This window comes from Nonomuraea sp. 3-1Str (genome assembly GCF_031570565.1).
GTDB lineage: Bacteria > Actinomycetota > Actinomycetes > Streptosporangiales > Streptosporangiaceae > Nonomuraea.
Genome location: NZ_JALHBK010000017.1, coordinates 40,078 through 66,812, shown reverse-complemented (window position 1 = coordinate 66,812; position 26,735 = coordinate 40,078). Strand labels below are relative to the sequence as shown.

23 protein-coding genes are annotated in these 26,735 nt (G+C 73.5%); 8 read left to right on the top strand and 15 right to left on the bottom strand.

Annotation, left to right across the window (positions count from 1 at the left end; all coding sequences use genetic code 11):
- Positions 1-2 precede the first annotated feature (2 nt).
- Positions 3-1,445, bottom strand: a complete 1,443-nt coding sequence (locus MTP10_RS25545) for a sulfatase (RefSeq protein ID WP_310712194.1) — start codon at positions 1,443-1,445, stop codon at positions 3-5.
- 79 nt (positions 1,446-1,524) lie between these two features.
- Here MTP10_RS25545 and MTP10_RS25540 point away from each other — a divergent pair, with 79 nt between their 5' ends.
- Entirely contained in the window at positions 1,525-2,526 is a 1,002-nt protein-coding gene (locus MTP10_RS25540) for an LLM class F420-dependent oxidoreductase (protein ID WP_310712193.1), read from the top strand.
- A gap of 6 nt (positions 2,527-2,532) precedes the next feature.
- On the opposite strand, the gene MTP10_RS25535 is transcribed toward MTP10_RS25540, so the two are convergent.
- Complete coding sequence (locus MTP10_RS25535; protein ID WP_310712192.1) at positions 2,533-4,542, bottom strand: FtsX-like permease family protein; 2,010 nt, start codon at positions 4,540-4,542, stop codon at positions 2,533-2,535.
- On the bottom strand, positions 4,539-5,216 hold the full coding sequence (locus MTP10_RS25530) for an ABC transporter ATP-binding protein (protein ID WP_310712191.1): 678 nt from the start codon (positions 5,214-5,216) through the stop codon (positions 4,539-4,541). Before MTP10_RS25530 ends, MTP10_RS25535 begins: the two co-directional genes overlap by 4 nt.
- 90 nt (positions 5,217-5,306) lie before the next feature.
- Between MTP10_RS25530 and MTP10_RS25525 the strand changes: the two genes are divergently transcribed.
- Both MTP10_RS25525 and MTP10_RS25520 read left to right on the top strand, forming a co-directional pair.
- A complete protein-coding gene (locus tag MTP10_RS25525) occupies positions 5,307-5,954 on the top strand; it encodes a response regulator transcription factor (RefSeq protein WP_310712190.1) in 648 nt (215 codons plus the stop codon).
- A gap of 68 nt (positions 5,955-6,022) precedes the next feature.
- Positions 6,023-6,715: a DUF4328 domain-containing protein gene (locus MTP10_RS25520; protein WP_310712189.1), complete on the top strand. Its 693-nt coding sequence runs from the start codon at positions 6,023-6,025 to the stop codon at positions 6,713-6,715.
- Between the two features lie 43 nt (positions 6,716-6,758).
- On the opposite strand, the gene MTP10_RS25515 is transcribed toward MTP10_RS25520, so the two are convergent.
- Positions 6,759-10,544 (bottom strand): DNA polymerase III subunit alpha, encoded by a 3,786-nt coding sequence (locus MTP10_RS25515; protein WP_310712301.1) that lies wholly within the window; start codon positions 10,542-10,544, stop codon positions 6,759-6,761.
- Positions 10,544-10,810, bottom strand: coding sequence for a DUF6504 family protein (locus tag MTP10_RS25510; RefSeq protein ID WP_310712188.1), 267 nt, complete (start codon positions 10,808-10,810; stop codon positions 10,544-10,546). Before MTP10_RS25510 ends, MTP10_RS25515 begins: the two co-directional genes overlap by 1 nt.
- A 182-nt stretch (positions 10,811-10,992) precedes the next feature.
- Here MTP10_RS25510 and MTP10_RS25505 point away from each other — a divergent pair, with 182 nt between their 5' ends.
- Positions 10,993-12,651, top strand: coding sequence for a serine/threonine-protein kinase (locus MTP10_RS25505; RefSeq protein ID WP_310712187.1), 1,659 nt, complete (start codon positions 10,993-10,995; stop codon positions 12,649-12,651).
- Positions 12,652-12,713: 62 nt separating this feature from the next.
- On the opposite strand, the gene MTP10_RS25500 is transcribed toward MTP10_RS25505, so the two are convergent.
- The 3 genes from MTP10_RS25500 to MTP10_RS25490 all read right to left on the bottom strand — a co-directional run bounded on the left by MTP10_RS25500 (position 12,714) and on the right by MTP10_RS25490 (position 15,304).
- The gene (locus MTP10_RS25500; protein WP_310712185.1) at positions 12,714-14,093 is read right to left on the bottom strand and encodes an MFS transporter; all 1,380 of its coding nucleotides are present in this window, start codon (positions 14,091-14,093) and stop codon (positions 12,714-12,716) included.
- Complete coding sequence (locus tag MTP10_RS25495; protein ID WP_310712184.1) at positions 14,090-14,653, bottom strand: helix-turn-helix domain-containing protein; 564 nt, start codon at positions 14,651-14,653, stop codon at positions 14,090-14,092. Before MTP10_RS25495 ends, MTP10_RS25500 begins: the two co-directional genes overlap by 4 nt.
- 69 nt (positions 14,654-14,722) lie before the next feature.
- The gene (locus MTP10_RS25490; RefSeq protein WP_310712183.1) at positions 14,723-15,304 is read right to left on the bottom strand and encodes a TetR/AcrR family transcriptional regulator; all 582 of its coding nucleotides are present in this window, start codon (positions 15,302-15,304) and stop codon (positions 14,723-14,725) included.
- 76 nt (positions 15,305-15,380) lie between these two features.
- On the opposite strand from MTP10_RS25490, the gene MTP10_RS25485 reads away from it, so the two are divergent.
- Positions 15,381-17,069, top strand: a complete 1,689-nt coding sequence (locus MTP10_RS25485; protein ID WP_397334509.1) for an ABC-F family ATP-binding cassette domain-containing protein — start codon at positions 15,381-15,383, stop codon at positions 17,067-17,069.
- Positions 17,060-17,938 (top strand): virginiamycin B lyase, encoded by an 879-nt coding sequence (locus MTP10_RS25480; protein ID WP_310712181.1) that lies wholly within the window; start codon positions 17,060-17,062, stop codon positions 17,936-17,938. The genes MTP10_RS25485 and MTP10_RS25480 overlap by 10 nt, the downstream gene beginning before the upstream one ends.
- Positions 17,939-17,999: 61 nt before the next feature.
- Here the strand turns inward: MTP10_RS25480 and MTP10_RS25475 are convergent, their stop codons facing one another.
- Genes MTP10_RS25475 through MTP10_RS25450 form a run of 6 tightly spaced genes read right to left on the bottom strand, consistent with a single transcriptional unit; the run spans position 18,000 to position 23,503 of the window.
- Positions 18,000-19,157 carry a cytochrome P450 gene (locus MTP10_RS25475; protein ID WP_310712180.1) on the bottom strand — a complete coding sequence of 386 codons (1,158 nt, stop codon included), beginning with the start codon at positions 19,155-19,157 and terminating at the stop codon, positions 18,000-18,002.
- Positions 19,145-20,470 carry a cytochrome P450 gene (locus tag MTP10_RS25470; RefSeq protein ID WP_310712178.1) on the bottom strand — a complete coding sequence of 442 codons (1,326 nt, stop codon included), beginning with the start codon at positions 20,468-20,470 and terminating at the stop codon, positions 19,145-19,147. Before MTP10_RS25470 ends, MTP10_RS25475 begins: the two co-directional genes overlap by 13 nt.
- Positions 20,467-21,045, bottom strand: coding sequence for an ATP/GTP-binding protein (locus MTP10_RS25465; protein WP_310712177.1), 579 nt, complete (start codon positions 21,043-21,045; stop codon positions 20,467-20,469). The genes MTP10_RS25470 and MTP10_RS25465 overlap by 4 nt, the downstream gene beginning before the upstream one ends.
- Positions 21,026-21,376, bottom strand: coding sequence for a DUF742 domain-containing protein (locus tag MTP10_RS25460; protein ID WP_310712176.1), 351 nt, complete (start codon positions 21,374-21,376; stop codon positions 21,026-21,028). Before MTP10_RS25460 ends, MTP10_RS25465 begins: the two co-directional genes overlap by 20 nt.
- Complete coding sequence (locus MTP10_RS25455) at positions 21,373-21,828, bottom strand: roadblock/LC7 domain-containing protein (RefSeq protein WP_310712174.1); 456 nt, start codon at positions 21,826-21,828, stop codon at positions 21,373-21,375. Before MTP10_RS25455 ends, MTP10_RS25460 begins: the two co-directional genes overlap by 4 nt.
- A 7-nt stretch (positions 21,829-21,835) precedes the next feature.
- The gene (locus MTP10_RS25450; protein ID WP_310712173.1) at positions 21,836-23,503 is read right to left on the bottom strand and encodes a hypothetical protein; all 1,668 of its coding nucleotides are present in this window, start codon (positions 23,501-23,503) and stop codon (positions 21,836-21,838) included.
- A gap of 344 nt (positions 23,504-23,847) precedes the next feature.
- On the opposite strand from MTP10_RS25450, the gene MTP10_RS25445 reads away from it, so the two are divergent.
- Positions 23,848-24,795, top strand: coding sequence for a quinone oxidoreductase (locus MTP10_RS25445; protein WP_310712172.1), 948 nt, complete (start codon positions 23,848-23,850; stop codon positions 24,793-24,795).
- Positions 24,796-24,798: 3 nt separating this feature from the next.
- Here MTP10_RS25445 and MTP10_RS25440 read toward each other — a convergent pair whose 3' ends face one another.
- Positions 24,799-26,010, bottom strand: coding sequence for a low temperature requirement protein A (locus MTP10_RS25440; protein WP_310712171.1), 1,212 nt, complete (start codon positions 26,008-26,010; stop codon positions 24,799-24,801).
- Between the two features lie 91 nt (positions 26,011-26,101).
- Between MTP10_RS25440 and MTP10_RS25435 the strand changes: the two genes are divergently transcribed.
- Entirely contained in the window at positions 26,102-26,725 is a 624-nt protein-coding gene (locus MTP10_RS25435) for a LysE family translocator (RefSeq protein WP_310712170.1), read from the top strand.
- Positions 26,726-26,735 lie beyond the last annotated feature (10 nt).

The following is a 26,735-nucleotide window of genomic DNA, read 5'->3' as shown; positions in this document are numbered from 1 at the left end:
GGTCACTCCTTGACGTCGGCCTCCCGGCAGTTCGCGCCCGAGCAGGCGACCATCGCCTGGAGCCGCTCCTGGAGGTTGCGCACCAGCTCGGGGTCCGCGTCGGCGGCGAGGTTGTGCAGCTCGTACGGGTCCTTGACGAGGTCGTAGAGCTGGGTCTCCCCCGTCGCGTACTTGACGTAGGCGTGGGTCTCGGTGCGCACCGCCTGGTAGTCGGGAACGGGCGTCTGGGCGGCCGAGGACTTGTCGGCCGGCCTGGCGAACTCGACCAGCGCGTTCCTGCGCCACGGCGACGGATGCTGCCCGCGCAGCAGCGGCACCAGCGAGCGCCCCTCGGTGAACGCCGGCACCGTCGCCCCGCCCAGCTCGGCGAACGTAGGCGCCAGGTCCACGGTCTGCGTCATCTCCTTGACCGTCGAGCCGGCCGCGACCCCCGGCCCCCGGATCACGAGGGGCACCCGGATGGACTCCTCGAAGGGCGTGGTCTTGCCCTGCTTGAGGCGGTGAGTGCCGAGATGGAAGCCGTTGTCCGAGGTGAAGATGATGTAGGTGTTGTCGAGCTTGCCGGAGGCGCGCAGCGCCTCGACGACGGAGCCGACGAGGTCGTCCACGCCGAGCATGGAGCGCATCCGGGCCTGGAAACGCTCGTCGACGCGGGCGATGGCGCTCTCCGAGAGCCTCGGGTGCCGGCGCAGCCAGGCCGGCTCGCGGCTGACGTCCTCCTGGTCGAACGAGGGCGTGCGGGGCGCCTTGGCCCCGGCGAAGGCGTCGGCGTGGCGGACGGCCGGGTTGTTCGGGTTGTGCGGCCCGATCGGCGCGAGGTAGAGGAAGAACGGCTCGGCGGAGGCGGTGACGAAGGAGCTCGCCTTGCGGGCGAGCACGTCGGACAGGTAGTCGTCCTCGGCCCAGCCGTAGTCGACGGTGCTGCCGTTCTCGTTGAGCCGGTAGCCGTACTCCTCGTAGAGGCGGCGGACGGGCACGTCCCACTCGTTCCAGCCGGGTGGCACGAAGGTCTCCTCGGCACTGCCGCCGGGATAGTGGTTGAGGTACTTGCCCATGAGCCCGGTGCGGTATCCGGCCTGCTGCATCCAGACGCCCACGGTGGAACGTTCCAGACCTGTCGTGTGGAACTTGTCGAAACCACCCTCGGGCGGGGTGTTGGTCCACACGCCGTGGCTGTGGACGTACTGGGAGCGCAGGATCGACGAGCGGGACGGGCAGCACCAGGAGTTCGTCACGAAGTGCCGGTCGAAGGTGGCACCCTCGCGCACCAGCCGGGTGATGTTCGGGAAGTACGGCAGAGTCCCCGTCTCCAGGTCGTCGGCGAGCACCATGACGATGTTCGGCTTCGAGGCCCGCGCCTGCGCCGAGGCCGCCGGGAGAAGGGCCGCGGGGGCTGCGGCGAGGAACAGCAGGACTGAGGTTATGCGGCACAGACCCTTGAGCACAGGTCAGACCTCCCCGGTAGATCATGCATTGACACGCGAGGCCGGCGCCGCCGTAATAGAACTAAATTCTGGAGGTGTCATGAAACTCGGCCTCAACCTCGGATACTGGCAGCGCCATCCCAACGACGCGACCGAGCTCGTCCGGGCCGCCGAACGGCTCGGCTACGACTCGGTGTGGACCGCCGAAGCGTACGGCAGCGACGCCTTCACGCCGCTGGCCTGGTACGGGGCCCACACGTCTCGCATCAAGCTTGGCACGTCGGTCGCCCAGCTCTCGGCCCGACCCCCGGTCACGACCGCCATGACCGCCATGACGCTCGACCATCTCACGGGCGGGCGGCTGCTGCTCGGCGTGGGCGCCTCCGGCCCGCAGGTCGTCGAGGGCTGGTACGGCCAGCCGTTCGCCCGCCCGCTGGCCCGCACCCGCGAGTACGTCGAGATCATGCGCAAGGTGTGGCGGCGCGAGGAGCCCGTGACCGGCGACGGCCCGCACTATCCCCTCCCCCTGCCCGGCGGGCTCGGCAAGCCGCTCAAGCTCATCACGCACCCGCTGCGCCCGGACATCCCCGTCTACCTCGGCGCGGAGGGCCCCAAGAACGTCGCCCTGGCCACCGAGGTCGCGCAGGGCTGGCTGCCGCTGTTCACGTTCCCCTCCAAGATCGAGGAGATGTACGGCGACGCGCTCGCGCGGCGCGGCCCCGACTTCGACATCGCGGCCATGGTCATGGTGGTCGTCTCCGACGACGTCCGGGCCGCGCTCGACGGGGTGAAGCTGATGCTCACGCTCTACATCGGCGGCATGGGCGCCCGGCACCGCAACTTCCACGCCGACATCATGGGCCGGATGGGCTTCGCCGAGGCGGCCGAGCGGATCCAGGCGCTGTACCTGGCGGGCCGGAAGGACGAGGCGTTCCAGGCGATCCCGGACGAGCTGGCCGACGGCATCGCGCTCGTGGGGCCGCCGGGGCGCATCAAGGAGCGCCTCGAACCGTGGCGCGCCTCCCCCGTCACGTCCCTGCTGGTCATGGGGCCGCGTGACGAGGAGCAGCTCACCACGGTCCGCGACCTGGTCCTCGGCTGAATCCGGTCAGTCCGGGCGGGGCGCCGGGTCGGCGGTCACCGACCGCAGCAGCGGCCTGCTGAGCGCCCCCGCCCCGACGACCCCGGCGAAGCCGGCGGCGACGCACACGAGGAGGGTGACCAGGCCCGAGAGGTTCGGGTCGGTGATCATGAAGGGGATCCCGCAGAACGCCCCCACCAGGATCGCCCCGCCGCCCATGACCGCCAGCGGGATCAGCGTCTCCGCGCGGCGGGCCCGGTCCAGCACCTCCAGCGGCGTGCCGGCCAGGCGCAGCAGCGCGTACGTCTGGCGCCGGTCCAGCACGGAGGAGGCGGCGGTGATGCCCGCGCTCGCGATGGCCACCAGGAACGACACCGACAGCACCACGACCGTGCCCGTGGCGACGTCGCCCAGGAGCCGGCTCCCGAAGGACTCGTCATCGGCCTGGGTCGTCGGCGCGCGGCCGGGCACGAGGCCCGTGAGGGCGGTCCGCGCCCGGTCGAGCACCGCGGGGTCCGCCTGGGTGACGGCCTCGTCCGGCTTCTTCCGCCGCGCGTCCTCGCCGGTGATCCGGGTCGCGTCCTTCAGAGCGATCACGACGACGTCCTTCCTCGTCGTCACCGTGGCCGCCACGCCGGCCTGCTTCAGCCGGTCCCGGCTCTGCTGCGCCACGGCCGCGGCCTGACCGGCGGGCGCGGTCACACGCAGGTGGCCGGTGTCCTGGGCCCCGACCAGGGTTCCGGGGCTGAGCAGCCCGAGGAAGCCGGCCACGAAGCCGGTCAGGGCCACGCCGCTCACCGTGCGCCAGGCCGCGCGCGGGTCGTCGACCAGCCGGCGCCCGGCCAGCAGCCGGGCCGGGCGGCGGGCCGAGGCGGCGGTGATCCTGCCGATCAGGCCTACCACCCACGGGCCGGCCAGGTTGAGGGAGAGGAACGCCAGCCCGATCACCACCGCGATCACACCGGCGCTGGTGCCGCGGGAGAGCACTGGAACGGCGGCGAGAGCCGCGACGAGCGCGAGCATCCGCACGAACCGCATCCCGGGAGGCGTCTCCCGCTTGGCCACGCCCAGCGGGCTGACCACGACCCGCCGCAGCCCCACCACGGCCGACAGGCCGGTCAGCAGCGGCACCGCGACCACGGCCCCGATCATGACCAGCGGGCTCGGCCACAGGTCGGAGACGAACCACGGGCCGCCGTCGATCTCCACGCGGGACAGCAGCGGCACGGCCAGCCCGTACGCGGCGGCGCCGGCCAGGGCGCCCGCGAACGCGACGATCACCGCCTCCGTCACGGTCATGGCCACCACCTGGCCCGGTGTCGCGCCGACCAGCCGCAGCGCCGCCAGCCGCTGGTCCCGGCGCGCCACCGTGAGCCGGGCGGCGGCCCCGCCGAACACCAGCAGCGGCACCACCATGAGCACGCTCGCGATGAGGGCGAGCATCTGGTACCCCTCGGCGTCCTCCGTCGGCTCCCCCGCCAGCGAGGCGACCTTGACCGGCGGCGAGCCGACGATCCAGTCGGAGCTGCGCGCGGCCGTGAGCTCCGGCGCGTCCGGCGCGCGACCGGCGACCACGATCAGCTCGTCCGGATGGACCAGCGCCTCGTCTCCGAGCACGCCGGCCCGCTCGGGGTAGCGGGCGGCCAGCTCGGCCGGGGGCAGCCGGTCCGCCAGCTCGGCCAGGGCGGGCGAGAGCCACACCTCGCCGGGCGCCGGCAGGCGCGGCAGGCCGGGCGGCGGCTCGGGGCTCTTCCCCGGCAGGGCCGCCAGGTCCACCACCGTGATCTCCCTGCCGCGCACGTAGTCGTGCCGGCTCGCCTCGACCGCGACGGCCGGGCGCGAGCCGGCGGCGACCGGGTTGCGCCAGGCGCCCCGGTCGGCGCGGTCGGCGAAGGCGAAGTCCACCGTGACCGCGAACAGCAGCAGCGCCGTGGACACCGCGACGGCTCCCAGGGTGAGCCAGGTGCCGAGCATGCCCCTGCGCCCGCCGCCCTTGAGCAGCCGCCAGGTCAGGCCCGCGTTCGTGCCCGCGCTCATGATCGGGCCCCCGCGGCGAGCAGCACGCCGTCCCGGACCTCGACCGTGCGGTCGCACCAGCCGGCGACGCCCGGGTCGTGGGTGACCACGATGAGCGAGGCCCCGTTGTGCTTGGTGGCGTCCACCAGCAGCCGCATCGTGTCGTTGCCGGTCGTCTGGTCGAGGGCGCCGGTCGGCTCGTCGGCGAAGACCACCGCGGGCCGCGTCACCAGGGCGCGGGCGATGGCCACCCGCTGCGCCTGGCCGCCGGACAGCTCGCCGGGCCGCCTCGTCTCCATGCCGCCCAGGCCGAGCGGGCCGAACCACTCCCTGGCCCGGCGTACGGCGTCCGTCCTCGTCACCCCGCCCAGCATGAGCGGGAGCGCCACGTTCTCGTCGGCGGGCAGCTCCGGCAGGAGCTGGCCGAACTGGAAGACGAAGCCGAAGCGCGTGCGGCGCAGGGCGCTGCGCTTCCGCTCGCCCATGTCGTCGATGCGGGTGCCCTCCAGGCGCACCTCCCCCGAGTCGGGCCGCATGATGCCGGCCAGGCAGTGGAGCAGCGTGGACTTGCCGGAGCCGCTCGGCCCCATGATCGCCACGGCCTCCCCCGGCCGCACCGTCATGTCCACGCCGGCCAGGGCCACCGTCTGCCCGAATCTCTTGGTCAGCTCACGTCCAGCGAGCACGTCGTTCATGCCGGAAAGTCTTCCGGCGCGGCCCGTGCGGCGGATCGGCCGTGCGTCCGGTTGTCCCTCGGCCGAACGGCCGATCCTAGAGTGTTCGGCGTGACTATTCGGGTGCTCATCGCAGACGACCAGCAACTGGTTCGCACCGGCTTCCAGATGATCCTGGACGCCCAGCCGGACATGGAGGTCGTGGCGGCCGTCGCCGACGGCGCCGAGGCGGTGTCCGAGGCCAGGCGGCTGCGGCCGGACGTGTGCCTGCTCGACATCCGGATGCCGAAGCTGGACGGGCTGGAGGTGACCCGCGTCCTGGCCGGGCCCGGCGTGGAGAGCCCGATGCGGGTGGTCATCGTCACCACCTTCGACCTGGACGAGTACGTCTACGGCGCGCTGCGGGCCGGCGCCACCGGTTTCCTGCTCAAGGACAGCGGGCCGACGCTGCTCATCGAGGCGGTCCGGGCCGCGGCGGACGGGGAGGCGCTGGTGTCGCCGTCGGTGACCGTGCGGCTGCTGCGCCACCTGGCCAGGCCCGAGCGCGGCACCCCCGCCCCGGACGATCCGCTGACCGAGCGGGAGCTCGACGTGGTGCGGCTGGTGGCCCGCGGCCGCACCAACCAGGAGGTGGCCGGCGAGCTGTTCGTCTCGCTGTCGACGGTCAAGACGCATCTCGGCAGCATCCAGGCGAAACTCGGTGTCCGTAATCGGGTGGAAATCGCAGCTTGGGCGTGGGAATCCGGCGTGGTGGGCTGATTAACAATGAGCTCGGCGGGATACAAGGTGAGGGAGAACCCAGCGCATGGCACGGGGGGAGAACCAACGTGCGCTACGCCCAGGCACCGCCTACGAGAGCCGCCTCCGCCGTATACGTGACGCTCGCCGCGCAGGTCCTCTGCCTGGGCGCCCTCGTGACCTTCGAGCTGGTCCGGGGGCGCAGCCTCGCCGCCCAGCTCGCCGCGTTCGACGGCCGTCCCCGAGGCGCGGAGGCCGAGGCGGTCGTCGGCCCGGTGACGCTCTTCGCCGTCCTCATCCTGCTGCTCGGCGTCGCCACGATCGCCAGCGCCGCCGCGTACACCACCTGGCTGGTGCATGCCCGGCAGGCCGACCACCGGTCCGCCACGGCCGGGCCGGTCGCCGCCGCCTGGCTGATCCCCGGCGTCAACCTGGTGGCGCCCGTCCTGCTGGTCGACGAGCTGTGGCGTGGCGCCCTGCCGCCGGCCGGCCGCCGTCGCCGCTGGCTCGTGCTGCTGGCGGCGTGGTGGACGAGCTGGCTGACCACGCTGGCGCTGGTGCTCGTACGGCTGCCGCGGGAGACGTCGGCCGACGGGCTGACCGGGGTCGGCGTGCCGGAGCTGGTGGCGCTGGCGGCGGCGGCGCTGCTGTGCGCGGCGACCGTCCGGCAGATCACGGCCGTCCAGTGCTCGGCGCGCGGCGTGGCCATGCCCACCGTGCTGCCCGGGACGCGCCGGCCGGCGACGCCGCCGGAGTCGGCGCCGCTCGGCCAGGCGAGCTGATCCGCCGGCCCCGCCGCCCCGTCCGGGCCCCGTCCGGGCCTTGTCAGGCGGCCGTGGGGCCGGAGCTGCCCGGGCTGGCGTGCCACAGCTTGCGCGGCGGTGACGCGACCGCCGGGCCGAGGTCGGAGTACGGCGAGAGCAGGAAGCCGTTGGCGTACTCGATGGGCCGCCCGCCGACGCCGCCCCGGGACTCCGGGTCGCGGGCCATCAGCGCCCGGACCGCCTCGACGCCCTGCGAGCGCCACACCCGTTCGAGGTCGGCGAGGTTCCAGCAGTCCACCGCGCGCAGCGAGACCGCCCGCGTGCCCGTGCGCCGGACCACTCCCCGGGCCACCATGAGCCACGCACCGAACACCGTCGCCGCGCACCTGCCCTGCACCGACTCGAAGAACGTCAGGTCCACCGGGCCCGTCGAGTCGTCGAGCGTGGTGAAGATGACCCGCTGCCCCGAGCGCACGGCCGGCGTCTGCGTGGCCACCTTGACGCCGGCGACCAGCACCTCCGCGCCGTTGCGCTGCCGCAGCAGGTCCTTGGAGCGCACCACGCCGAGCGCGTCGAGCAGCTCGTCGTAGAAGCTGATCACGTGGCGCGAGACGTCGATGCCGAGGATCTCCAGCTCGGCCTCCACCATCTCGGCGTCGGTCATCTCGGGCAGCTCGCCCGGCGGCATGTGCTCGCCGAACCCCAGGGGGAGCTGCACGGCCGCCGCCTCCCCCTCCCGCTGCCTGCCCGGCGGCACGGGGCGGGCGGGGGCGTAGCGCTTGGAGCGGCCGGCGGTGGCGTGCCCCACGTGTGAGGCGGAGGCGCGTTCCAGGGCGCCCACCTGGGCGACCAGGTCGCGGCGGGTCAGGCGGCCGGGCCGCCAGCGGTCGCCGCCGCCGCCCGGGCTCAGGCCGTGCAGCGCGTCCAGGCCGCCCACCTGCACGATCCGCTCCATGATCGGCCGCGATGGGCGGGCGCGGTCCCAGAAGTCCGCGAGCGACGTGTACGGCCCGCCCGCGACCATGCGGTCCACCTCCGCCTCGCTCACCCCCTTGACCGCCGAGAACGGCACCCGCAGCGCGTATCCCTTGCCCAGCTCCCCCGGCCTGAACTCCTCGGCCCTGAACGGCGCCCGCCGGGGCGCGCCGGGCTCGCCCAGCGCGTCCGCCTGGACCCGGAGCCGCAGCGGGGGGCGCGGCCCGAGGCGCTCCACCTGCCAGTCACGGCCCGACCGGTTCACGTCGAGCGGCAGGATCGTGACCCCGCACTGGCGGGCCTCGTCGATGATGACCCGCTGCGGGTACATGCCGGGCTCGTGGGTGAGCACCCCGGCGAAGAACGCCGCCGCGTGGTGCCGCTTGAGCCAGGCCGACTGGTAGGTGGGCAGCGCGAACGCCGCCGCGTGCGCTTTGCAGAAGCCGAACCCGCCGAACGCGTCGAGCACCTCCCAGGCCCGCTCCACGGTCGCGTCGTCGAACCCGTTCGCCTTGGCCAGCGGCACGAACGTCTTGCGGACCAGCTCCCGCCCCTCGGGCGTGGACAGCGAGCGCCGCAGCATCTCGGCGAACGACAGGTCGCGCCCCGTCATCACCGCGATGACCCTGAGCACCTGCTCGTGGAAGACCACGACACCGTGCGTCTCCTTCAGCGCCTCGTGCAGCCGCTCGTGCGGGTAGTAGGGCGCGCGCCACCCGTGCCTGGCCTCCAGATAGGGGGTGACCATGTCGGAGTTGACCGGTCCCGGCCGGAACAGCGAGATGTCCACGATCAGGTCGTGCATCGCGCGCGGCTCCAGCTTGGCGACGAGCTCGCGCTGGCCGGGCGACTCGATCTGGAAGCAGCCCAGGGTGCGGGCGGCGCAGATCATGTCGTAGGTGTCCTGGTCGTCGTGCGGCACGTAACGAATCTCCGGCCGGGTCTCCGGGATCGGCCGGGGCTCCGGGATCGGCGGCTCCGGGTCGCGGGCCTGCGGGTCGGGAGGGCGCTGCTCGTCCAGCCGGACCACGACGCCGTCCACGCGCTCGATCTCGCCCAGCGCGTACGCCATCGCCGACTGCATGCGCACGCCCAGCACGTCCAGCTTGAGCAGCCCCGCCTCCTCCACGTCGTCCTTGTCGAACTGCGACATCGGGAACTCCAGCAGGCTGCGCTCCACCGGTGTGCGGTCGCGCAGCCCGGAGTTGCCGATCAGCACCCCGCACGGGTGCAGCGCGATGTGCCGGGGCAGCCCGTCGAGCTTCTCGGCCAGCCTGAACACCCGGTCCAGCCCCGCCTCCCCCAGCCTGCTGTCGCGCAGCTCGGGCAGGTCGCTCAGCGACGCGGTGATCTGCCTGGCCCTGATGTGCGGGAACGCCTTGGCGATCGCGTCGATCTCGTACGGGGGCAGGCCCATGGCGCCCGCCACGTCACGGATCGCGCTGCGGGCCCGGTAGGTCTCCATCATGGACACGCAGGCCACGCGCTGCTCGCCGTACCTGTCGAAGATGGCCTTGTAGCAGTCGAGCCGGCGCGCGGACTCCACGTCCACGTCGATGTCGGGCAGCCCGACGCGGCCCTCCGACAGGAAGCGCTCCATGAGCAGGCCGTGGTGGAGGGGGTTCACCTCGCCGATGCCGATGAGGTAGTTGACCAGGCTGCCCGCGCCGGAGCCGCGGATGGCGCACCGGATGCCCATCCGCCGGATCATGTCGGTGATGTCGGACACGGCGATGAAGTAGCCGGACAGGCGCTTGCGCTCGATGATCGCCATCTCGTCCCGGAGCCGTTCGCCGGCCTCCCGGGAGCGGGCCAGGCCGCGCGCCGCCATCCCGTCCTCCACCCGGCGGCGCAACAGCGGCACCGGGTCGGCGCCGATCTCGGGCAGGTGCAGGGCGGGCGGGTCGCCGCGCAGCGCGAGCAGCTCACGCGGGTCCATCACGCACTCCTCCGCGACCCTGCGGGTGGCGCGCAGCAGATCGGCGACCCGGCGCGCGTCGGAGCCGCAGATCTTCGCGGCCACCATCGCCATGTCCTTGGAGCCCTTGAGATAGGCGTGGGAGGTGGTGCGTTCCAGGTGGCGCGGGTGCAGCGGGACGAGCTGGCGGGCCGCGTCGAGCACGTCGCCCACCTGGTGGTCGTCCGGGTCGAGGTACCTGACGGCGTTGCTGAGCACGGCGGGCACCCCGGCGGACTCGGCCAGGGCAAGCATGCGGACGGCGGTGATGGCGTCGCGGAAGCCGTACTGGTCGACCAGTTCGACCACCACCCCGGGCACCATGGAGCGCCACAGGCCGAGCAGCGCCGCGGCCCGCTCGTCGCGGCGCGCGGCCATCGCCCGGCCCACGTCGGAGCGGGGGCCGAGCAGCACCGTCAGCCCGTCGTCGGGGGTGACGCCGGGGCCGGCCCACGCGGCCACCATCTCCCGGGTCACCCGCGGCTCGCCGCGCCCGCCCGCGTAGTGGGCGTCGGTGACCAGCCGGGCCAGGCGGGACCAGCCGCCCGAACGGGCCAGCACGGTGATCCGGTCCTCGGCGTCCGCCCCGGTGCGGGGGCGCTGCGGCTTCCGGCTCCGGGCGAGGGGGCTCAGGTCGTCGAGCGCGCCGCCGGAGTCGAGGGTGAGGCCGTCGAGCGCGCCGTCGGGGCCGCCCGCTCCGGCGAGGACGAGGCTGACGCCGAAGACCGGCCCGATCCCGGCGTCCGCGCACGCCTGCGCGTGCTTGACCGCCCCGTACAGACCGTCGCGGTCGGTCAGCGCGAGGATGTCCATGCCGTCGTCGGCGGCCCGCCGCGCCAGCTCGCGCGGGAACGCGGTGCCGTACCGCATCGAGTAGGCGGAGGCCACGTTGAGGTGCGGGAACGGCGCGCCCATCAGTCCCACGCCCTCAGGAGCAGCCAGCCGCCGCTGGCGGTGTCGAACCTCAGCTCGTAGGAGCCCGCCTCACGCCCCGGGCTGGCCTCGACCCGCCAGAACTGGCGCTCGCCCGGATCGCCCTCCCGCACCTTCCACCACTCGCGCGTCACCACCCAGTGGTCGAGGACGCGGCGCACGAGATAGAGCCGGTCACGCCAGACGAACTGGCTGGGCTCGCCCTCCCGGGTCCACACCTCGATCGGATCGCCATAGAGTCTGCTCAAGACGCCTCTCCCCGCGGCTTTTCGACTGTGTTCAGCCACCCGGGGGAAGGCGGGTGTTCTTACATATCGAACATATGTTCTTTGCGGCTCGGAGCGCAAGTCGCTCACGCAGGTGAGCCCGGTCGGCGGCGAGCCCGTGTCGGCCCACCCGGACGAGGCCGATATCGGTAAGCTAACCCGCCGTGAGCGGTGAAACCTCCCACATCGGGCGCTACAGGTTGCTGAGCGTGCTGGGCAGGGGCGGGATGGGCACGGTGCACCTCGCCGAGGACACCGCGGGGCAGCGCGTCGCCATCAAGGTGATCAACGCGGAGTTCAGCCAGCACGAGCAGTTCCGCATGCGTTTTCGCAGGGAGGCCGACGCCGCCCGGCGGGTGCGCAGGTTCTGCACCGCCGCGGTCCTGGAGGCGGCCCTCGACGGCCGGATCCTCTACGTCGTCACCGAGTACGTGCCGGGCCCCAACCTGGAGCAGGCCGTCGAGCAGTCCGGACCGCTGCGCGGATCCAGCCTCGACGCGCTGGCCGTCAGCGTGGCCACCGCCCTGACCGCCATCCACGGGGCCGGGGTGGTCCACCGCGACCTCAAGCCGTCGAACGTGCTGCTGTCGCCCGTCGGCCCCCGCGTGATCGACTTCGGCATCGCGCGGGCGCTCGACACGCTCAGCGGGGTCACGGGCACCGGCGAGATCGTCGGCACGCCCCGCTACATGGCGCCCGAGGTGCTGCGGGGCGACCCGGTGTCGCCGGCGTGCGACGTGTTCTCGTGGGGCTGCCTGGTGGCGTACGCGGCGAGCGGCAGGGCGCCGTTCGGCGGCGAGACGCTGCCCGCGATCGTCTATCAGGTGCTCAACACCGAGCCCGACCTGAGCCAGGTCGATCCGTCGCTGCGCGAGCTGGTCGCCGCCGCCCTGCGCAAGGACCCGGCGGCCCGGCCGACGGCGCAGCAGCTCCTCGACCACCTGGTGGGCCGCTCGGCGGCGCCGGAGCAGGCGGCGCGGACGGTGCGGCTGAGCTGGCAGCAGCAGGGGACGACGCCGTTCACCGAGCCGGGTGTCCCGCACCCGGTCCCGGGCGGCGGGCCGGGATCCCCCTCGCGCGGGCGCAGGCGGGGGCTCCTGGCCGCCGGGCTGGCCGTCGGGACGGTGGCGCTCGCCGGCGCGGTCCTGGCGGCGTGGACGTTCCTGTCGCCCGGCGGGCCGCCCGAGGGGCTGACGCTCCTCCAGGATGACTTCACCCAGACCTCCGGCGGCTGGGGCGGCACCTACGACCCCGACGAGACCGCCTCCTACGGCTACCGCACCGACGGCACGTTCGGCCTCGACGTGGAGGAGGACTACGAGGAGCGCCGGATCAAGGCGCCCACGTCGTACCTCATCGCCACGCCGACGGGGACGCCGCTGCCGTCGAGCACCCCGACGCCGATGATGCCGCAGAGCGTGGTCGTCGGCGTCACCGCGCAGGTCCGGCAGGTCGTCGGCAGCGGCGAGTACGGCGTGTACTGCCACTCGGCCGACGACCGCACCTCCTACGAGTTCGGCCTGGACACGTCGGGGCAGGCCCGCATCCGGCGCATCGTGGACGGCTCGGGCGGCACGCTGGCGCAGCCGGTCAAGGTGGACGGCCTGCCGGGCAAGGCCCGCATCGAGGCGTCGTGCGAGCAGCGCGGGAGCGCGGTGCGGCTGACGATGTGGGTCAACGGCGATCGGGTCCAGCAGGTGGACGACCCGAACGGGCTCGGCAACGGGTACGTGGGGCTGTTCGCCCGCACGCCCAAGGACAGCGAGTCGGTGCTGCGCACCACGTTCGACGACTTCGACCTGCGGGGCCAGCAGCAGACCTGAGGTTCGCCGCACCCCGCCCGAACCTCACCCCACCCGTACGACGCCGTGGCCGCCGCCGGTGGTCACGCGAGCCGGTCGGAGCGACCGGGGAGGTAGCGCAGGCTCAGCCAGACGATGGTCAGGAAGCAGGCGGTGAGCAGGGCCGCGCCGAGGTGGACGCCCAGCGCCGCGTCGCGCATCGACACCAGGGAGCCGAGGAGCGCCACCCCCATGGCCATGCCGGCCTGGCGGGCGGTGTTGAGGACTCCTGAGCCGAGCCCCGCGTAGGCCGGGTCGATCGCCTGGAGCGCGGCGGCGTTCAAGCTGGGCGAGAACACGCCGCATCCGAGCCCGGCCAGCGTTGTGCCCGCCAGGAACAGTGGCCAGGTGCCCGGCCCCGCGACGCCCAGCAGCAGCATCGCCCCGGCGGCGGACACCAGCGCTCCGCTCCACAGCAGTGCCCGGGGCCCGAGCCCGATCAGGCGGCGGTTGATCACGATGGTGCCGAACACCCAGGCGATCGAGAAGGGCAGGAACCATACGCCCGTTCGCGCGGGGCCGAGACTCCAGTGCTGTTGAAGATGGAGAGCGAGCATGAACTGCATGCCGTACCCGGCGAACTGGAACGCCAGTCCGCTGCCGACCGACGCGGAGAAGGCGGCGCGGCGGAAGACCGCCAGCGGCAGCATGGGATGGCCGGAGTGCCGCTCGATCAGCAGGAAGGCGGCGGTCGCGGCGGTGCCGAGTGCCAGCAGCCCGAGGGGGACGGCCGAGCCCCAGCCGAGGGGGCCGCCCTCGATCAGCCACGCGGTGACTGACGCGAGTGCGACCGCCGCCGCCACCTGCCCGGGCAGGTCGGCGCGGGCCTGGCGTCGGGGGGTCTCGGCGACGTGGCGCAGCGCCAGCAGGATCGTGACCAGGCCGATCGGGATGTTGATCGCGAAGATCGCGCGCCAGCCGAGCAGGTCGGTGAGCAGCCCGCCGCCGACCGGCCCCGCCACCAGGGCGAGCCCGCCTGTCGCGCCCCAGACCGTGATGGCTCTTGCCCGCTCGGCGTGGTCGGGGTAGGTGCGGGCGATGATCGCCAAGGTGGTCGGCAGCAGCCCGCCCGCGGCCAGTCCCTGCGCGAACCGCGCGACGATGAGCACGTTCAGCGTGGGACTGACCGCGCACAGCAGGGAGGCCGCGGTGAAGGTGGCCAGCGAGGCCGCGAACAGCCTGCGGGCGCCCCAGCGGTCGCTCATGCTGCCCGCCGTCAGCAGCACGCTGGCGAGTGGGATGGTGTAGACGTTCACCACCCACTGCAGCGCCGTGATGGAGCCGTGGACGTCCCGCTCGATCGCGGGCAGGGCGACGTTGAGCGCGCTGCCGTCCAACAGGACCATGAAGAAGCCGAGACAGACGGCGGCCAGCGCACGTCCGCTCGGCGCCGCGATGGCCCGCTCCAGCGTCCGAGTGCTCATTGCCCGCGGACGAGGTCGCGCACCGCCTGCTTGGCGGCCTGGGTGACGCGCCGGAACGCCTGCGGGTCCTGGGTGGCTCTGGCCAGGACGTAACCCCCCTGCACGGCGGCCACCACCATAGAAGCGGTCGCCAGGATGTCGGCGTCCGGGCGAAAGTCCTCGCGGTCCTCTTCGAGCACCTGGGTGATGCGCCCGACCAGCCATGAGAAGAGCTCCGCGACCGGAGCACGCAGGCTGTCGTCGGTCGCCACGTCGTAGTCCTGGACCAGGCCGCCCAAGCGGCAGCCCGCCAGCGGGTCGCGTTCGAGGTCGAGATAGGCGCACACGCGTTCGACCGCCGAGCCGCTCCCGCTCAGCACCGCCTCGGCGGTCTCGCGCAGCTTTTCGGCCGAATAGCCCATGGCGGCGACGGCCAGGCCCGCCTTTCCCGAGAAGTGGTGGTACATGCTGCCCTGGCCGGCGTGGGCCCGCCTCTGGATCATCGTGGGGCTGGTGGCGGCGTAGCCGCGCTCCCACAACAGCTCCGACGTCGCCTCTATCAAGGCCGTTCTCGTGCTCATGCCTTCGATTGTACATACTTGTATGTACAGAATCCATACGACCCTCGGCGCGGGCTGGGGCCCTGCTCGTCAGAGAACTCCGGCGCGGGCGGCGGCCAGGGCGGCGTCGGCGGCGCGGTCGGCGTCGCCCCGGCTCACCGGCTCGTGGGCGACGAACAGCCGGTAGTAGACGGGCGCCACCGCGACCCGGACCACCTCCCGGGCGTCGACCGTGGCGGGCAGCTCGCCCCGCTCCACGCCCCGCCGCACGACCTGGGCCGACTGCTCGTGGCGGGCCTCGAAGAAGGCGCGCAGGGCCCGCGCGGCCTCGGGGCTCTGCATGGCCGCCGCCACGAACGCCGACGACACGGGCCCCAGCTCGGGATCCTCGAACCCGCTCCGCACCAGCTCGACGACGCCCCGCAGGTCGCCCTGGACCGTCCCCGTGTCAGGAATGGGCCACGGCTCGCCGGCGGCCAGCTCCAGGGCATCGGCCACGAGCCCTTCGACGGTGCCCCACCGCCGGTAGACGGTCGTCTTGTGGACGCCCGAGCGCTCCGCCACGCCGTCCACGGTCAGGCCGCGGAAGCCGTGCTCGGCCAGCTCGCCGAGCGTCGCCTGCCGCACGGCGTCGCGCACGCGCGCGCTGCGTCCACCGGGCCGCTTCACCACTTTCAAACGCTACTCCAGTTGCATTAGTCCTTCGAGTCTGCCATGCTAACGCTACACAAGTTGCGATTGGAGTTCCATCCTGACCATCCTGCTTCGAGACATCACGAAGTCCTACGCCCACCGCAGGGTCCTGTCCGGCGTGTCCATGTCCGTCCGGCGGGGCGAGCGCCTGGGCATCGTCGGCGAGAACGGCTCGGGCAAGTCCACCCTGCTGCGGCTCCTCTCCGGCGCCGAGCGGCCCGACTCCGGCGAGGTCGTCGTGTCCGGCGAGGTCGGCCACCTCGGCCAGACTCTCGGCCTGTCCTCCGACCTCATGGTCCAGCAGGCCGTCGACGCCGCGCTGGCCGGACTCAGGGCCATGGAGCGGCGGCTGCGCGAGCTGGAGTCCACGCTCGCCGCCGAGCCCGCCGAGGGCTACGACGCCTCGCTGGAGGAGTACGGCGACCTGCTCACGGCCTTCGCCTCACGGGGCGGCTACGAAGCGGACGCCCGGGTGGACAAGTCCCTCCACGCCCTCGGCCTTCCCCACCTCACCGCCGAACGCCCGTCCGCGCACACCCGCCGCGGCGAGGCCGGCGGCCGGGAGCGGACGCTGGGGAGCCTGTCCGGAGGCGAGCAGGCCCGGCTCGGGCTGGCGTGCGTGCTGGCCGCCTCGCCGGAGACGCTGCTGCTGGACGAGCCCACCAACCATCTCGACGAGTCGGCGCTCGGCTGGCTGGAGGAGCGTCTGCGCGGCCATCCCGGCACGGTCGTCGTGGTGGCGCACGACCGGATCTTCCTCGACCGGGTGGCCACCGCCGTGATCGAGGTGGAGGGCGGCGAGGTCACCCGATACGGCGGGGGCTACGCCGGCTTCCTGGCCGCCAAGGCGGCGGCCAGGGCCCGCTGGGAGCAGGCGTACACCGCCTGGCGCGAGGAGGTGCGCCAGGTGCGCGACCACGCCGCGACGACCGCCCGCCGCGTCGCCCAAGGCCGTGCCATGCGCGACAACAACAAGATGGCCTACGACCGCAACGCGGGGCGGGTGCAGAGCTCGATCGCCGGCCGGGTCCGCAACGCCCAGGAACGGCTGCGCCGGCTGGAGGAGCACCCGGTCCCCCGGCCCCCGGCCCCGCTCCGCTTCCGCGGCACGTTCACCGCCCCCACCCCTGCGGACGCCGCCCCCGGCGCCGCGGAGGCAGCCTGCGGGCCGGCGGAGGCCGACGGGGTGTCGCCCCGGTCCCCGCGCCCGGTGGTGGCCGAGCTGCGGGACGTGCGGGTGGGCGACCGGCTGAGCGTCGAGTCGCTCGTGATCCGGGCCGGTGACCGGCTGCTCGTCCACGGGCACAACGGAGCGGGCAAGTCCACGCTGTTGCGGGCCGTCGCCGAGCGGGCCCGGGGTCGCGTGGGACACCTCGCCCAGGAGACGGCTCTCGACCCCGCGCTGCCGGTCCTGGAGGCGTACGGCCACGGCCACCCCGACGAGCGGCGGACCGCGCTGCTCGCCACCGGCCTGTTCCGGGCGGAGACGCTCGACCTCAGGGTGGGCGCGCTGTCCGTGGGGCAGCGGCGCAGGCTGGCGCTGGCCCGGCTGCTCGCCGAGGAGCACGACGTGCTGCTGCTCGACGAGCCCACCAACCACCTGTCCCCGGAGCTGGCCGAGGAGCTGGAGCAGGCCCTCGACCGCTTCACGGGAACCCTCGTGGTGGTCACGCACGACCGCGCCCTGCACAGGCGGTTCCGGGGGACGCGGCTGGAAGTCTCAGGAGGACACGTATGTCACTGACCATGATCCCGCAGGGCGCCCCCTACGGCGTCGCGACCGGCCCCGACGGGGCACTGTGGTTCACGCTGGTCCACCAGGGCATGGTGGGCAGGCTCGTGCCCGGCGAGGAGCCGGTCGTCCACCGGCTCGACCCGGCGGACGGCGGACCGACCGTGATCACACCGGGCGCCGACGGGGCGATGTGGTTCACCGAGTTCCAGGGAGGCCGGGTCGGGCGGGTGACGGAGTCGGGCGAGGTGACCTCCTTCGAGGCCGGCTCGCCGTACGGCATCACCGCGGGCCCCGACGGGGCGATGTGGTTCACCCGGATGCAGGCCGACCGCATCGGACGGATCTCCCGCGACGGCACGGTGACCGAGTTCGAGGTGCCGGTGAAGGGCGGCATGCCCTCGGCCGTCACCGCCGGGCCGGACGACGCCCTGTGGTTCACGCTCAACCAGGGCGACGCCGTCGGCCGCGTCTCGCTCGACGGCGAGATGACGATCCACCGGCTGCCCACGCCCGGGGCCGCCCCGGCGGGCATCACGGCCGGGCCTGACGGGGCGCTGTGGTTCGTGGAGATCGGCGCCGGGCAGATCGGGCGCGTCACCGTGACCGGCGAGATCAGCGAGTTCCCGCTGCCGGACCGCGCCTGCCGCCCGCACGCCGTCGTCTCGGGACCGGACGGGGCGCTGTGGTTCACCGAGTGGGCCACCGACCGCCTCGGCCGCATCACCGTGAAGGGCGAGGTGGACGAGTACGACCTGACCGCGACGGGCGCGGGAGCCGGTGACGTACGCGCGGAGCCGCACGGTCTGACGGTCGGGCCCGACGGGGCCATCTGGGTGGCCCTCGAAGCGGGCGCGCTCGCCCGGGTGGAGATCCCCTGACACTCTTCGCGCCATGCCGGCCGCGCGGCCCGGAGGGGGACTCCGGGCCGCGGCTCGGTGATCAGCGGTGCAGGAGCAGGGGGAGCTCGCTCCAGCCGTGCGCGATGAACGACGGCACGTGCGTGAGCGCGTCCGCCTCCACCGCCAGGCGCAGGTCGGGGAAGCGGGCGAACAGCGCCGGCAGGGCCGTGAGCGCCTCCTGGCGGGCCAGCGGGGCGCCGATGCAGCGGTGCACACCGATCCCGAACGCGAGGTGCTCGTCCCGCTCCTGGGTGGCGTCGAAGGCCGCCGCGTCCGGCCCGTGCTGGTCCGGGTCGTGCCCGGCGGCGAGGTAGGAGGTGATGATCGCGTCCCCCGCCTCGATCCGCACGCCGCCCACGTCGATCGCCTCGACGGCGAAGCGCAGCGGGAGGTGGGCGATGGACGGCGCCCAGCGCAGGGTCTCCTCGACCACGGCCTCCCACGAGATCTCTCCCGCGAGCGTGCGCCGGAGCTGGTCGGGGTGGGTGAGCAGGGCGTGCACGGCGTTGCCGATCAGGTTGACCGTGGTCTCGTGCCCGGCGGCGATGAGCAGCAGCAGGGTGTCGCGCAGCTCGTCGTCGCTCAGCGACGCGCCCCCGCCCACGCCGGCGGCGCTGCTGTCGCGGACGTTGATCAGCTCCGTGGTGAGGTCGTCGCCCGGGTGCTCGCGCTTGTAGGCCACCAGGGCGGGCAGCACCGTGCCGATCTGGGCCGCCGTGGCCGCCGCCTGCTCGGGGGTGGCGGAGGTGTCCATGATGGCCTCCATCATCCGGGCCATCTCCTCCCGCATGTGCGCGGGGACGCCGAACAGCTCGCAGATCACCCGCATCGGCAGCGGGTGGGCGTAGGCGGCGCGCAGGTCCACGACCTGGCCCGGCGGCACGGCGGCCATGGCGTCCAGCAGCTCCGCGACAATGCCCTCGACGATCGGCTGCATCGCCCGGGAACGGCGCGCGGTGAAGCTGGGGGCGACGAGCCTGCGCAGCCGCCGGTGCTCCTCGCCGTACGCGCTCAGCATGTTGGACACGCCGATCCAGGTCATGATCCACGTCCAGCCGGGCTCCGACATGGCCTGCGGCAGCAGCCGCCAGTGCCGCTTGTCCTTGCTGACCATGGGGTTGAGGACCAGCTCCTTGAGCAGGTCGTGGCGTGTGACGGCCCAGGCGGGGATCCCTCCGGTCAGCTCTACGAGGACCACGGGGCCGAGGTCACGTAACCTGCGGACCTCTCCGGGAAGGTCTCGGCCGAAGGGATCGAGGACGACGGGGGCTGCACTGCCCAAGGGGATTCTCCAGGCTGATCGGGACGGATAGGTGTGAAACGGACCGGAAGGTGGGCGAGCGACCGGTGGAACGGGCCGGGCCGCCAGGACAGCTCCTCGCGGGGCACGGTCAGCTCCAGGTCGCACAGGTGGGAGGTCAGGCGCTCGATCGCGGTCATCGCGATGAGCATGGCCGGGTCGCTGACGGGGCAGCGGTGCGGCCCGGCGCCGAAGCCCAGGTAGGCGCCCCCGTCGGAGCGCAGCCCGCCGGGCACGTTGGCGGGCTCGGTGTTGGCCGCGGCGTAGGAGACCAGGACCAGCTCGGCCGGCCGGATCCAGGTGCCGTGGAAGTGCACGGGCTGCCGCACGAAGTAGGGGCCGTAGTTGGCCATGGCGGGCTCGGCGCGCAGCGCCTCCAGGAGTGCGTCGTACGTGCTCAGCGCTCCGTTGGTCAGCGAGCTGTAGTAGCGGTCGTCGCTGACCATGCGGGAGATGGCGTTGGAGATGAGGCTGGCCGTGGGCTCGTAGCTGGCGGCCACCACCAGGACGAGCTGCCAGATGAGCTCGTCCTGGCTCAGCCCGGCGGGGTGGTCGATCAACCAGGAGGTGAGGTCGTCGCCCCGGTCGGCGTACTTGGCCGTGACCAGCTCGCCGAGGTAGCGGCTGAAGGCGTCCAGTCCGCGCGCGCCGGCCTCGCCGTCGGCCTCCATCAGGTCCGACAGGGCGCTGATCAGGGCGTCGCTGTCGGAGTCGGGGCGGCCGAAGAGCCGGTTGAAGATCTTCAGCGGGATGGGCTTGGCGAAGTCGGCGGCCAGGTCGGCCTCGCCGGTCGCGGCGAAGCGGGCGATGAGCGAGTCGGACACCTCGATCACGAGCTGGCGCAGCTTGTGCGGCTGGACCATGCCGAAGCAGTCGATGATCGCCTTGCGGTAGCGGGTGTGCTCGGCCCCGTCGGAGAACAGCGCGTTGGGCCGGTAGCCGAGCATGCCGACCGCGCCGGCCGCCTCCGGGGTCTCGGGCAGGGCGGCCATCCAGTCGCGGGAGTCCTTGCTCCACGCGCCCCCCACGTTGGTGAGCACGTCCACGGCGGCCTGGTAGCCGATCACGAGGTGCGCCCCGATCCCGGGCGAGATCTCGACGGGCGCCACCGCGCCGTGCCGCGCGCGCAGCGAGGCGTACACCGCCTGCGGGTCTCGGGCGAACTCCGGCCCGTACAGGCGGCCGGCGTCGGGGATGTAGCGCGTCGTCACGATAGAACCAGCTCTCTGATGTGCTCCACCAGCGCGATCAGCGAGGCGCGGGCGGACACGGGGTCACGTGCGTCGCACACCAGCAGCGGCGTGCGCGGGTCCAGGTCCAGCGCCTTGCGCAGGACGTCGGCCGGGTAGTGGGGCGAGTCGGGGAAGTGGTTGACGGCCACCGCGTAGCGGATGCCGGCGCCCTCCACCAGGTCCAGGACGGCGAAGCTGTCGTCGATGCGGCGGGTGTCGGCCAGCACGAGCACCCCCAGCGCGCCCCGGACCAGCTCGTCCCAGAGAACCTGGAACCGGGTCTGCCCCGGCGCCCCGAACAAATAGAGCACCACGCCGGGCAGGGTGAGGCGGCCGAAGTCGATCGCGGTCGTGGTCGTGGTCTTCTCGTTGACGCCGGTCAGGTCGTCGACCAGTGTGCCGGCCTGCGTCAGCATCTCTTCGGTGTTGAGCGGCTCGATCTCCGAGAGCGCGTTGACGATGGTGGTCTTGCCCACGCCGAACGGCCCGGCGATGACCAGCTTGACCGGTATGTGATCGGCACTGATCCGGCCGTCAGAGGGCGCGAAGGCCACTGAGCACCAACTCCAAGATCTCCAGGTCGGGCAGGTCGGCGGGGGGCGGGTCGCGGGTCAGCAGCGTCCCTCCGGCCACCAGCCCGGCCACCAGCAGGCGCACCACGCAGTACGGCAGGCCGAGGTGCGCGGCGCATTCGTACACCGACAGCGGCCCCTCCCCCAGCAGGGTCAGCAGGTGCGACGCCGGCGGGTCCAGCCCGTTGGCGACCACGTCCGGAGCGACGTAGACGAGGGTGGTCCGCTCGATGCTGATGTGCTCGGGCACGACCACCCTGGCGGCGGCCATGTAGTCCGGTACGACACGCCGCCGTTGCCGTCCGGAGCTCATGCCCGGACGCCCGGCGTCCTGGCCGCGCTGGCCTCGTCGAGGGCCTTGATCAGCTTCTGCACCTGGAGCTGGACCTCGTAGGCCAGGGAGCCGATGTTGACCGCTCCGGTGGCCGCCACCACGATGGCGGCCCGCTCGCCCGCGGGGGCGATGTAGTAGTACCCGGTGCCCGCCGAGATGACGATGTCGACCACCTCGCCGTCGGCGCCGTTGCTGAGGCCCTCGCACAGGGCGCGCGCGGCGCCCAGCACCGAGCTGGTCATGGCGGCGGCGCGCTCCCCCGCCTCGACCGACGTACCGGCGGAGCCGCCGAGGATGAGCCCGTCACGGCTCAGCACCACGCCCCGGCTCACGCCGGGCAGCGCCAGCAGCGGCGACAGGACCCAGGACACGTCTAGCGAGAGCGGGCGGCCCTTGGTCTGCGCGGTGGGGGCAGCGGAGTGGGCGTCCATGGGGTGGTCAGTTCCCTTCGGTGAAGTCGTGCGGCTGGGACGGGAGCGCTTCGCGGCGGCCCGCTTCGGCCCCGGTCTGGAAGTCTCCCCACCTCCTCTGGGCCTCCTCCGGAGTGGTGAGCGCCTTGTCCGCGGAGCCGCCCGAGCGTCCGCCCGGGCCGCCGGCGCGGCCGGGGGTGGTCCGGGGCGTCTGGCGGCGGCGCTGGGGCAGCCCGGGGAAGGGCTCCCCGGACTCGCTCCGTCCCGGCTCGCCGGTCGCCTGCGTGGGCACGGGGCCGGACGCGGACGCGGACAACGGGGCGCCGATCGGGCCCGTGGCCGGCTCGCTGATCGGCACCGTCGCCGGCGAAGGGGCCGGCGACGGGACCTGCGGAGTGGCCTGCGCGGTGACCGGCGCAGCGGCCGGCACAGCGGTGGGGCCGCCGGCCCGGGACGCCGTCATGGCGGGCTCCCGGCGGAGCGTCGCGGCCGGGACGGCCCTGACCGGCTCGGGCGCCAGCACCGAGGGCCGGATGTGCTCCGGCATCTCCACCAGCAGCTCGTTCGGGATGCCGACCACGGCCTGGACCCCGCCGAAGGCGCTCTTCTTGACCGTGACCTGCATGCCGTAGTGCGCCACCTGGCGGCCGATCGCCGCCCAGCCGGTGTGCGGCGGGTTGCCGAGGTCGATCAGCCGCACGGGCTGGGCGCCGCTGAGCAGGCGGGTGGCGCGGGCGTACTGCTCCTCGTTCAGCCCCACCCCGGCGTCGTCGATGACGATGGCGGCGCCGGTGTTGGTCTCGTGCACGGCGATGGACACCTTGAGGGTGCCGTGGGAGTGGTGGACCGCGTTGGCCAGCAGCTCGGAGGTGATGAACAGGATCGGCTCGGCGGCGCGGGCGGCCACGCCGACCCGGCGGCGCAGGTGGTTGGCCGGCCCCTCGACGCGCTGCTCGAAGTTCTCGACGCGGGAGATGGCGCCCACCATCAGGTCCACGAGGTAGGTGTCGTCACGCGACAGACCGGGCGTGGCCCCGCAGGCGATGCCGGTGGCCTGGACGCGCCGGATGATGAGCTCGTTGAACATGTCGAGCCCCAGCACCTCGCGCATCAGCGCCGTGTGCTCGTCGCCGCTGTAGCGCCGCTGCACGTCCGCGAGCAGGTCCTGGGCGCGCAGCGCCTGGGTCTGCACGCGGGACATCGCGCCCCTGACGACCGCCTGGGCCGCCTCGTCGACGCGCTCGCCCTCGTCGCGGATGGCGCGGGCGAGCGCGTCGAGGATGCCGCGGTGCAGCCGGTCGATCTCAGTGCCGGCCAGGGCCGGGTTCTGCATGCCGGGCACGATCACGTGCGGGGACCGCAGGTGCGAGGCCAGCGCGGGGATCCGCTTGTCGAGCAGGTACTCCGTCTCGGCGCACACCAGGTCGTACTGGCCGCGGGCGTCGCGGACGGCCTCGGCCGCCTCGAACGCCTTGCGCTCCGCGGCCTCCTGGAGCCGGCGCTCGGCCTCCCTCAGCCGCTGGTCCCGGGCGCTGGTCTCGCGTGACAGGTGCTCCTGCGCCTGCCGGGCCTGGGCCAGTTGCCCGCGGGTCAGGGCCAGTTCCCGACGTGCGCGGAGGTGGACGAGCAGGACGCCCGCGACGGCGAGGACGGCGACGCCGATCACTGTCGCGACGATGAGGGAGTCTTGCGGCATGAGAATCCTGAGGTCGGGGGGGAGGACGAGCCGGGCGGGAGGGGCCGCCGGTGGGAGGCGTCAGCGAGACGCGTCGCCGTCCCGGGACGGCCGGCTCGGGCCGCGTCCACGCGCCGCCCGCCGCCGTAAGCGGCCGGGCCGGCTCCATGCCCGGCACGAGCGCGTCGCGGGCAGGGTGTGGCCATCCGGCATGGGCATCCTCTGAATCAGTGAGCAGCGGCCGATCAGGTGTCCCAGTATTCCGTTTTAGTCACATTAGTCAACTCTGAGTAAGGAAGTGTCGCGGCATCGAGCGGAGGAGGGGCGGTGGAATCGGGAGACCCGGGCGGGGGTTGACTAGGAGCATGCGAGCCATAGTGATCGCCGCCCACGGCGGCCCAGAGGTCCTCGAGCACGTCGAACGTCCCGACCCCGAGCCGGGCCCGGGCGAGGTGGTGGTCGACGTCGCGGCCGCCGGCGTGAACTACATCGACACCTACCACCGCTCCGGGGCGTACCCGCTGGCGCTGCCGGCCGCGATCGGCTCCGAGGGTGCGGGTGCCGTGTCCGCCGTCGGCCCCGGCGTGCGGGACGTGGCCGTGGGCGACACCGTGGCGTGGGCGAGCGTGCTCGGGAGCTACGCCGAGAAGGCCGTGGTGCCGGCCGACCGGCTGGTGCCGGTGCCGGACGGCGTGGACGCCGAGCTGGCCGCCGCCACGATGCTCCAGGGCATGACGGCCCACTACCTGACCCACTCGACGCACGCCGTGCGCGAGGGCGACCACGTGCTCGTGCACGCCGGCGCCGGCGGCATGGGGCAGCTCCTCATCCAGCTCGCCAAGCTCAGGGGCGCCAAGGTCCACGCCACGGTGTCCACCGCCGAGAAGGAGAAGCTGGCCCGCGAGGCGGGGGCCGACGAGGTGCTGCGCTACGACGACTTCGCCGAGGCGCTGAGCGGGCGGATGGACGTGGTCTACGACGGGGTGGGCGCCGCGACGTTCGACGGCGGACTGAAGGCGCTGCGCCCGCGCGGCCTCATGGCCCTGTACGGCGCGGCCAGCGGCCCGGTGCCGCCCGTGGACCCGCAGACGCTCAACAAGAACGGCTCCCTCTTCCTCACCCGCCCGACCCTGGCCGACTACATCGCCGAGCGGGAGGAGCTGCTCCAGCGGGCCTCGGACCTGTTCGGCTGGATCAGGGAGGGACGGCTGCGGATCAACGTCTCCGCGCGCTACCCGCTGGCGGAGGCGGCGCGGGCCCACGAGGACCTGACCTCGCGCCGCACCACGGGCAAGCTGCTGCTGATCCCCTGACCGTCAGGCGGGCGACACCGCCCCCGCGGCACGGCCGCCGCGGGGGCGGTAGGCGACCCGCCACAGGGCCACGAGCAGCAGCAGGGCCACCACGCCCCACCCCGGCAGGAGACCCGACGCCGCCGCCACCACGAGCGGCGCCACGACGGCGGGCAGCGCCCAGCACCAGAGCCACACGCGCCCGGCCCGCGCCGCGAAGCCCAGGACGGCGGAGGCCGCGAAGTAGACGGCCAGCCCGCCGCCCATGACCCACCCGGTGCCGCCGTGCAGGTGCTCCTCCGGGGCGGCGGCGACCACGCCCAGCCCGGCCGCCGTCGCGGTGATGCCGGCCGTCATGGCGAAGTGCGCGGGCAGCGCGACGTACGACTTGAGCCCCCGTTCGCCGACGCCCGGGACGGCGCTCAGGCCGTACTGGAGCGTGAGCCACCACAGCGAGACGATCAGCCCGAACCCGGCCACGGCGGCGAGCCCGAGCGGCGGCTGCCAGTCCTGGCCCGACGCGGCGAGGACGACCTGCATGACCGCCTCCCCCAGCACGATGATCACGAAGAGACCGAGGCGCTCCCCCAGGTGGGCGGGGTCGAGGACGGCGGCGGTGACGGTGCGGGGCGGGCGCGCCCGCACCGCGCCGCCCCTGTGCCGCTGCCGCTGCTCCACGCGCTCGGCCTGGCGCCGCATCTCCGCGACGAACCGCTCGGGCCGGCGGCTCTGCGCCACCGAGAAGACCACGTCGAGCAGGACGCCGAGCCCCCACAGGGCGTACCGGAGCGGCGGATCCACCCAGATGGAGGCGAACCACGGCGCCAGCCCCGCGCCGAGCTGGGTCGCCGGCCAGGCCGTCATGATGGTGCCCGACGCCTGCAGGGACTGGGAGGCGCTGATGCGGCAGGTGATGTAGGCGGCGATGAACCAGCCGTCGTGCGTGCCGACACCGGCGATCTCGTGGGCGACGTCGGGCGCGGCGGCGGCCATGACGGCGATGCCGAACATGCCGATCAGCATGCTGCGCGTGTGGGTCTGCTCGGCGCGGACGTTGGAGTAGAGGGTCAGCGACGTCCACACGCTCCACACCGCGTAGTAGAGCACCGCGAACAGGGCCACGTTGGCCCACGTCGGGTGCGCGAGGCGGTGGGCGAGCTGGGCGACCGCCACCACCACGACCAGGTCGAAGAACAGTTCAAGCCAGCTCGCGTGGCGCTCTCCCGCTTCTTTCACGGCTCACGAGAATAGATCGCCGGGATCGCGTCACTCGCCGCGGGGACGGTGATCCGCCCGGTTCGACATGGTTTGGATAGGGTGCGGCGCTATGGAGATCGGTGCCTCTGTCGCGTCGTTCGCCGTGGTCGTCGCGTTCCTGACGCTGACGCCGGGGCTGGACACGGCGCTCATCCTGCGGACCTCCGTCGTCGCCGGGCGGCGGACGGCGTGGGGCGTCGTGCTGGGCATCCAGCTCGGCACGCTGCTCTGGGGCGTGCTCACCGCCGCCGGTCTGTCCGCGCTGCTCGCGGCCTCCCAGCTCGCCTACGACGTGCTGCGCTGGGCGGGGGCCGCGTACCTGGTGTGGATGGGCGCGCGGATGCTGCTCACCCGGGGCACGGCCGCGCCGGAGGAGGCGGAGGGGCGCCAGGAGACGCGGTTCCGGACCGGGTTCCGTCGCGGGCTGGTGACGAACCTGCTGAACCCCAAGGTGGGCGCCTTCTACGTGGCGATGCTGCCGCAGTTCATCCCGGACGGCGCGCCGCACGCCGCCATGGGGCTGCTGCTGGCGGGCGTGCACGTGACCGAGGGGCTGGTGTGGAGCACCGTGCTCGTCGGGTTGGCGACGCTGATGGCCGGAGTGCTGCGCACGCCCCGGGTCAGGCGGGTCCTGGACCGGGTCACGGGCGTGGTCATCGTGGGCTTCGGCCTGCGGCTGGCGATCGACAGGTGACGAGGACACT

What these genes read in the sequence shown, in the direction of transcription:
- MTP10_RS25435 (WP_310712170.1), top strand. Translation starts at nt 26,102, where the DNA reads ATGGAGATCGGTGCCTCTGTCGCGTCGTTCGCCGTGGTCGTCGCGTTC.
- MTP10_RS25445 (WP_310712172.1), top strand. Translation starts at nt 23,848, where the DNA reads ATGCGAGCCATAGTGATCGCCGCCCACGGCGGCCCAGAGGTCCTCGAG.
- MTP10_RS25495 (WP_310712184.1), bottom strand. Translation starts at nt 14,653, where the DNA reads ATGAGCACGAGAACGGCCTTGATAGAGGCGACGTCGGAGCTGTTGTGG.
- MTP10_RS25480 (WP_310712181.1), top strand. Translation starts at nt 17,060, where the DNA reads ATGTCACTGACCATGATCCCGCAGGGCGCCCCCTACGGCGTCGCGACC.
- MTP10_RS25500 (WP_310712185.1), bottom strand. Translation starts at nt 14,093, where the DNA reads ATGAGCACTCGGACGCTGGAGCGGGCCATCGCGGCGCCGAGCGGACGT.
- MTP10_RS25530 (WP_310712191.1), bottom strand. Translation starts at nt 5,216, where the DNA reads ATGAACGACGTGCTCGCTGGACGTGAGCTGACCAAGAGATTCGGGCAG.
- MTP10_RS25535 (WP_310712192.1), bottom strand. Translation starts at nt 4,542, where the DNA reads ATGAGCGCGGGCACGAACGCGGGCCTGACCTGGCGGCTGCTCAAGGGC.
- MTP10_RS25540 (WP_310712193.1), top strand. Translation starts at nt 1,525, where the DNA reads ATGAAACTCGGCCTCAACCTCGGATACTGGCAGCGCCATCCCAACGAC.
- MTP10_RS25450 (WP_310712173.1), bottom strand. Translation starts at nt 23,503, where the DNA reads ATGCCGCAAGACTCCCTCATCGTCGCGACAGTGATCGGCGTCGCCGTC.
- MTP10_RS25515 (WP_310712301.1), bottom strand. Translation starts at nt 10,544, where the DNA reads ATGGGCGCGCCGTTCCCGCACCTCAACGTGGCCTCCGCCTACTCGATG.
- MTP10_RS25460 (WP_310712176.1), bottom strand. Translation starts at nt 21,376, where the DNA reads ATGAGCTCCGGACGGCAACGGCGGCGTGTCGTACCGGACTACATGGCC.
- MTP10_RS25455 (WP_310712174.1), bottom strand. Translation starts at nt 21,828, where the DNA reads ATGGACGCCCACTCCGCTGCCCCCACCGCGCAGACCAAGGGCCGCCCG.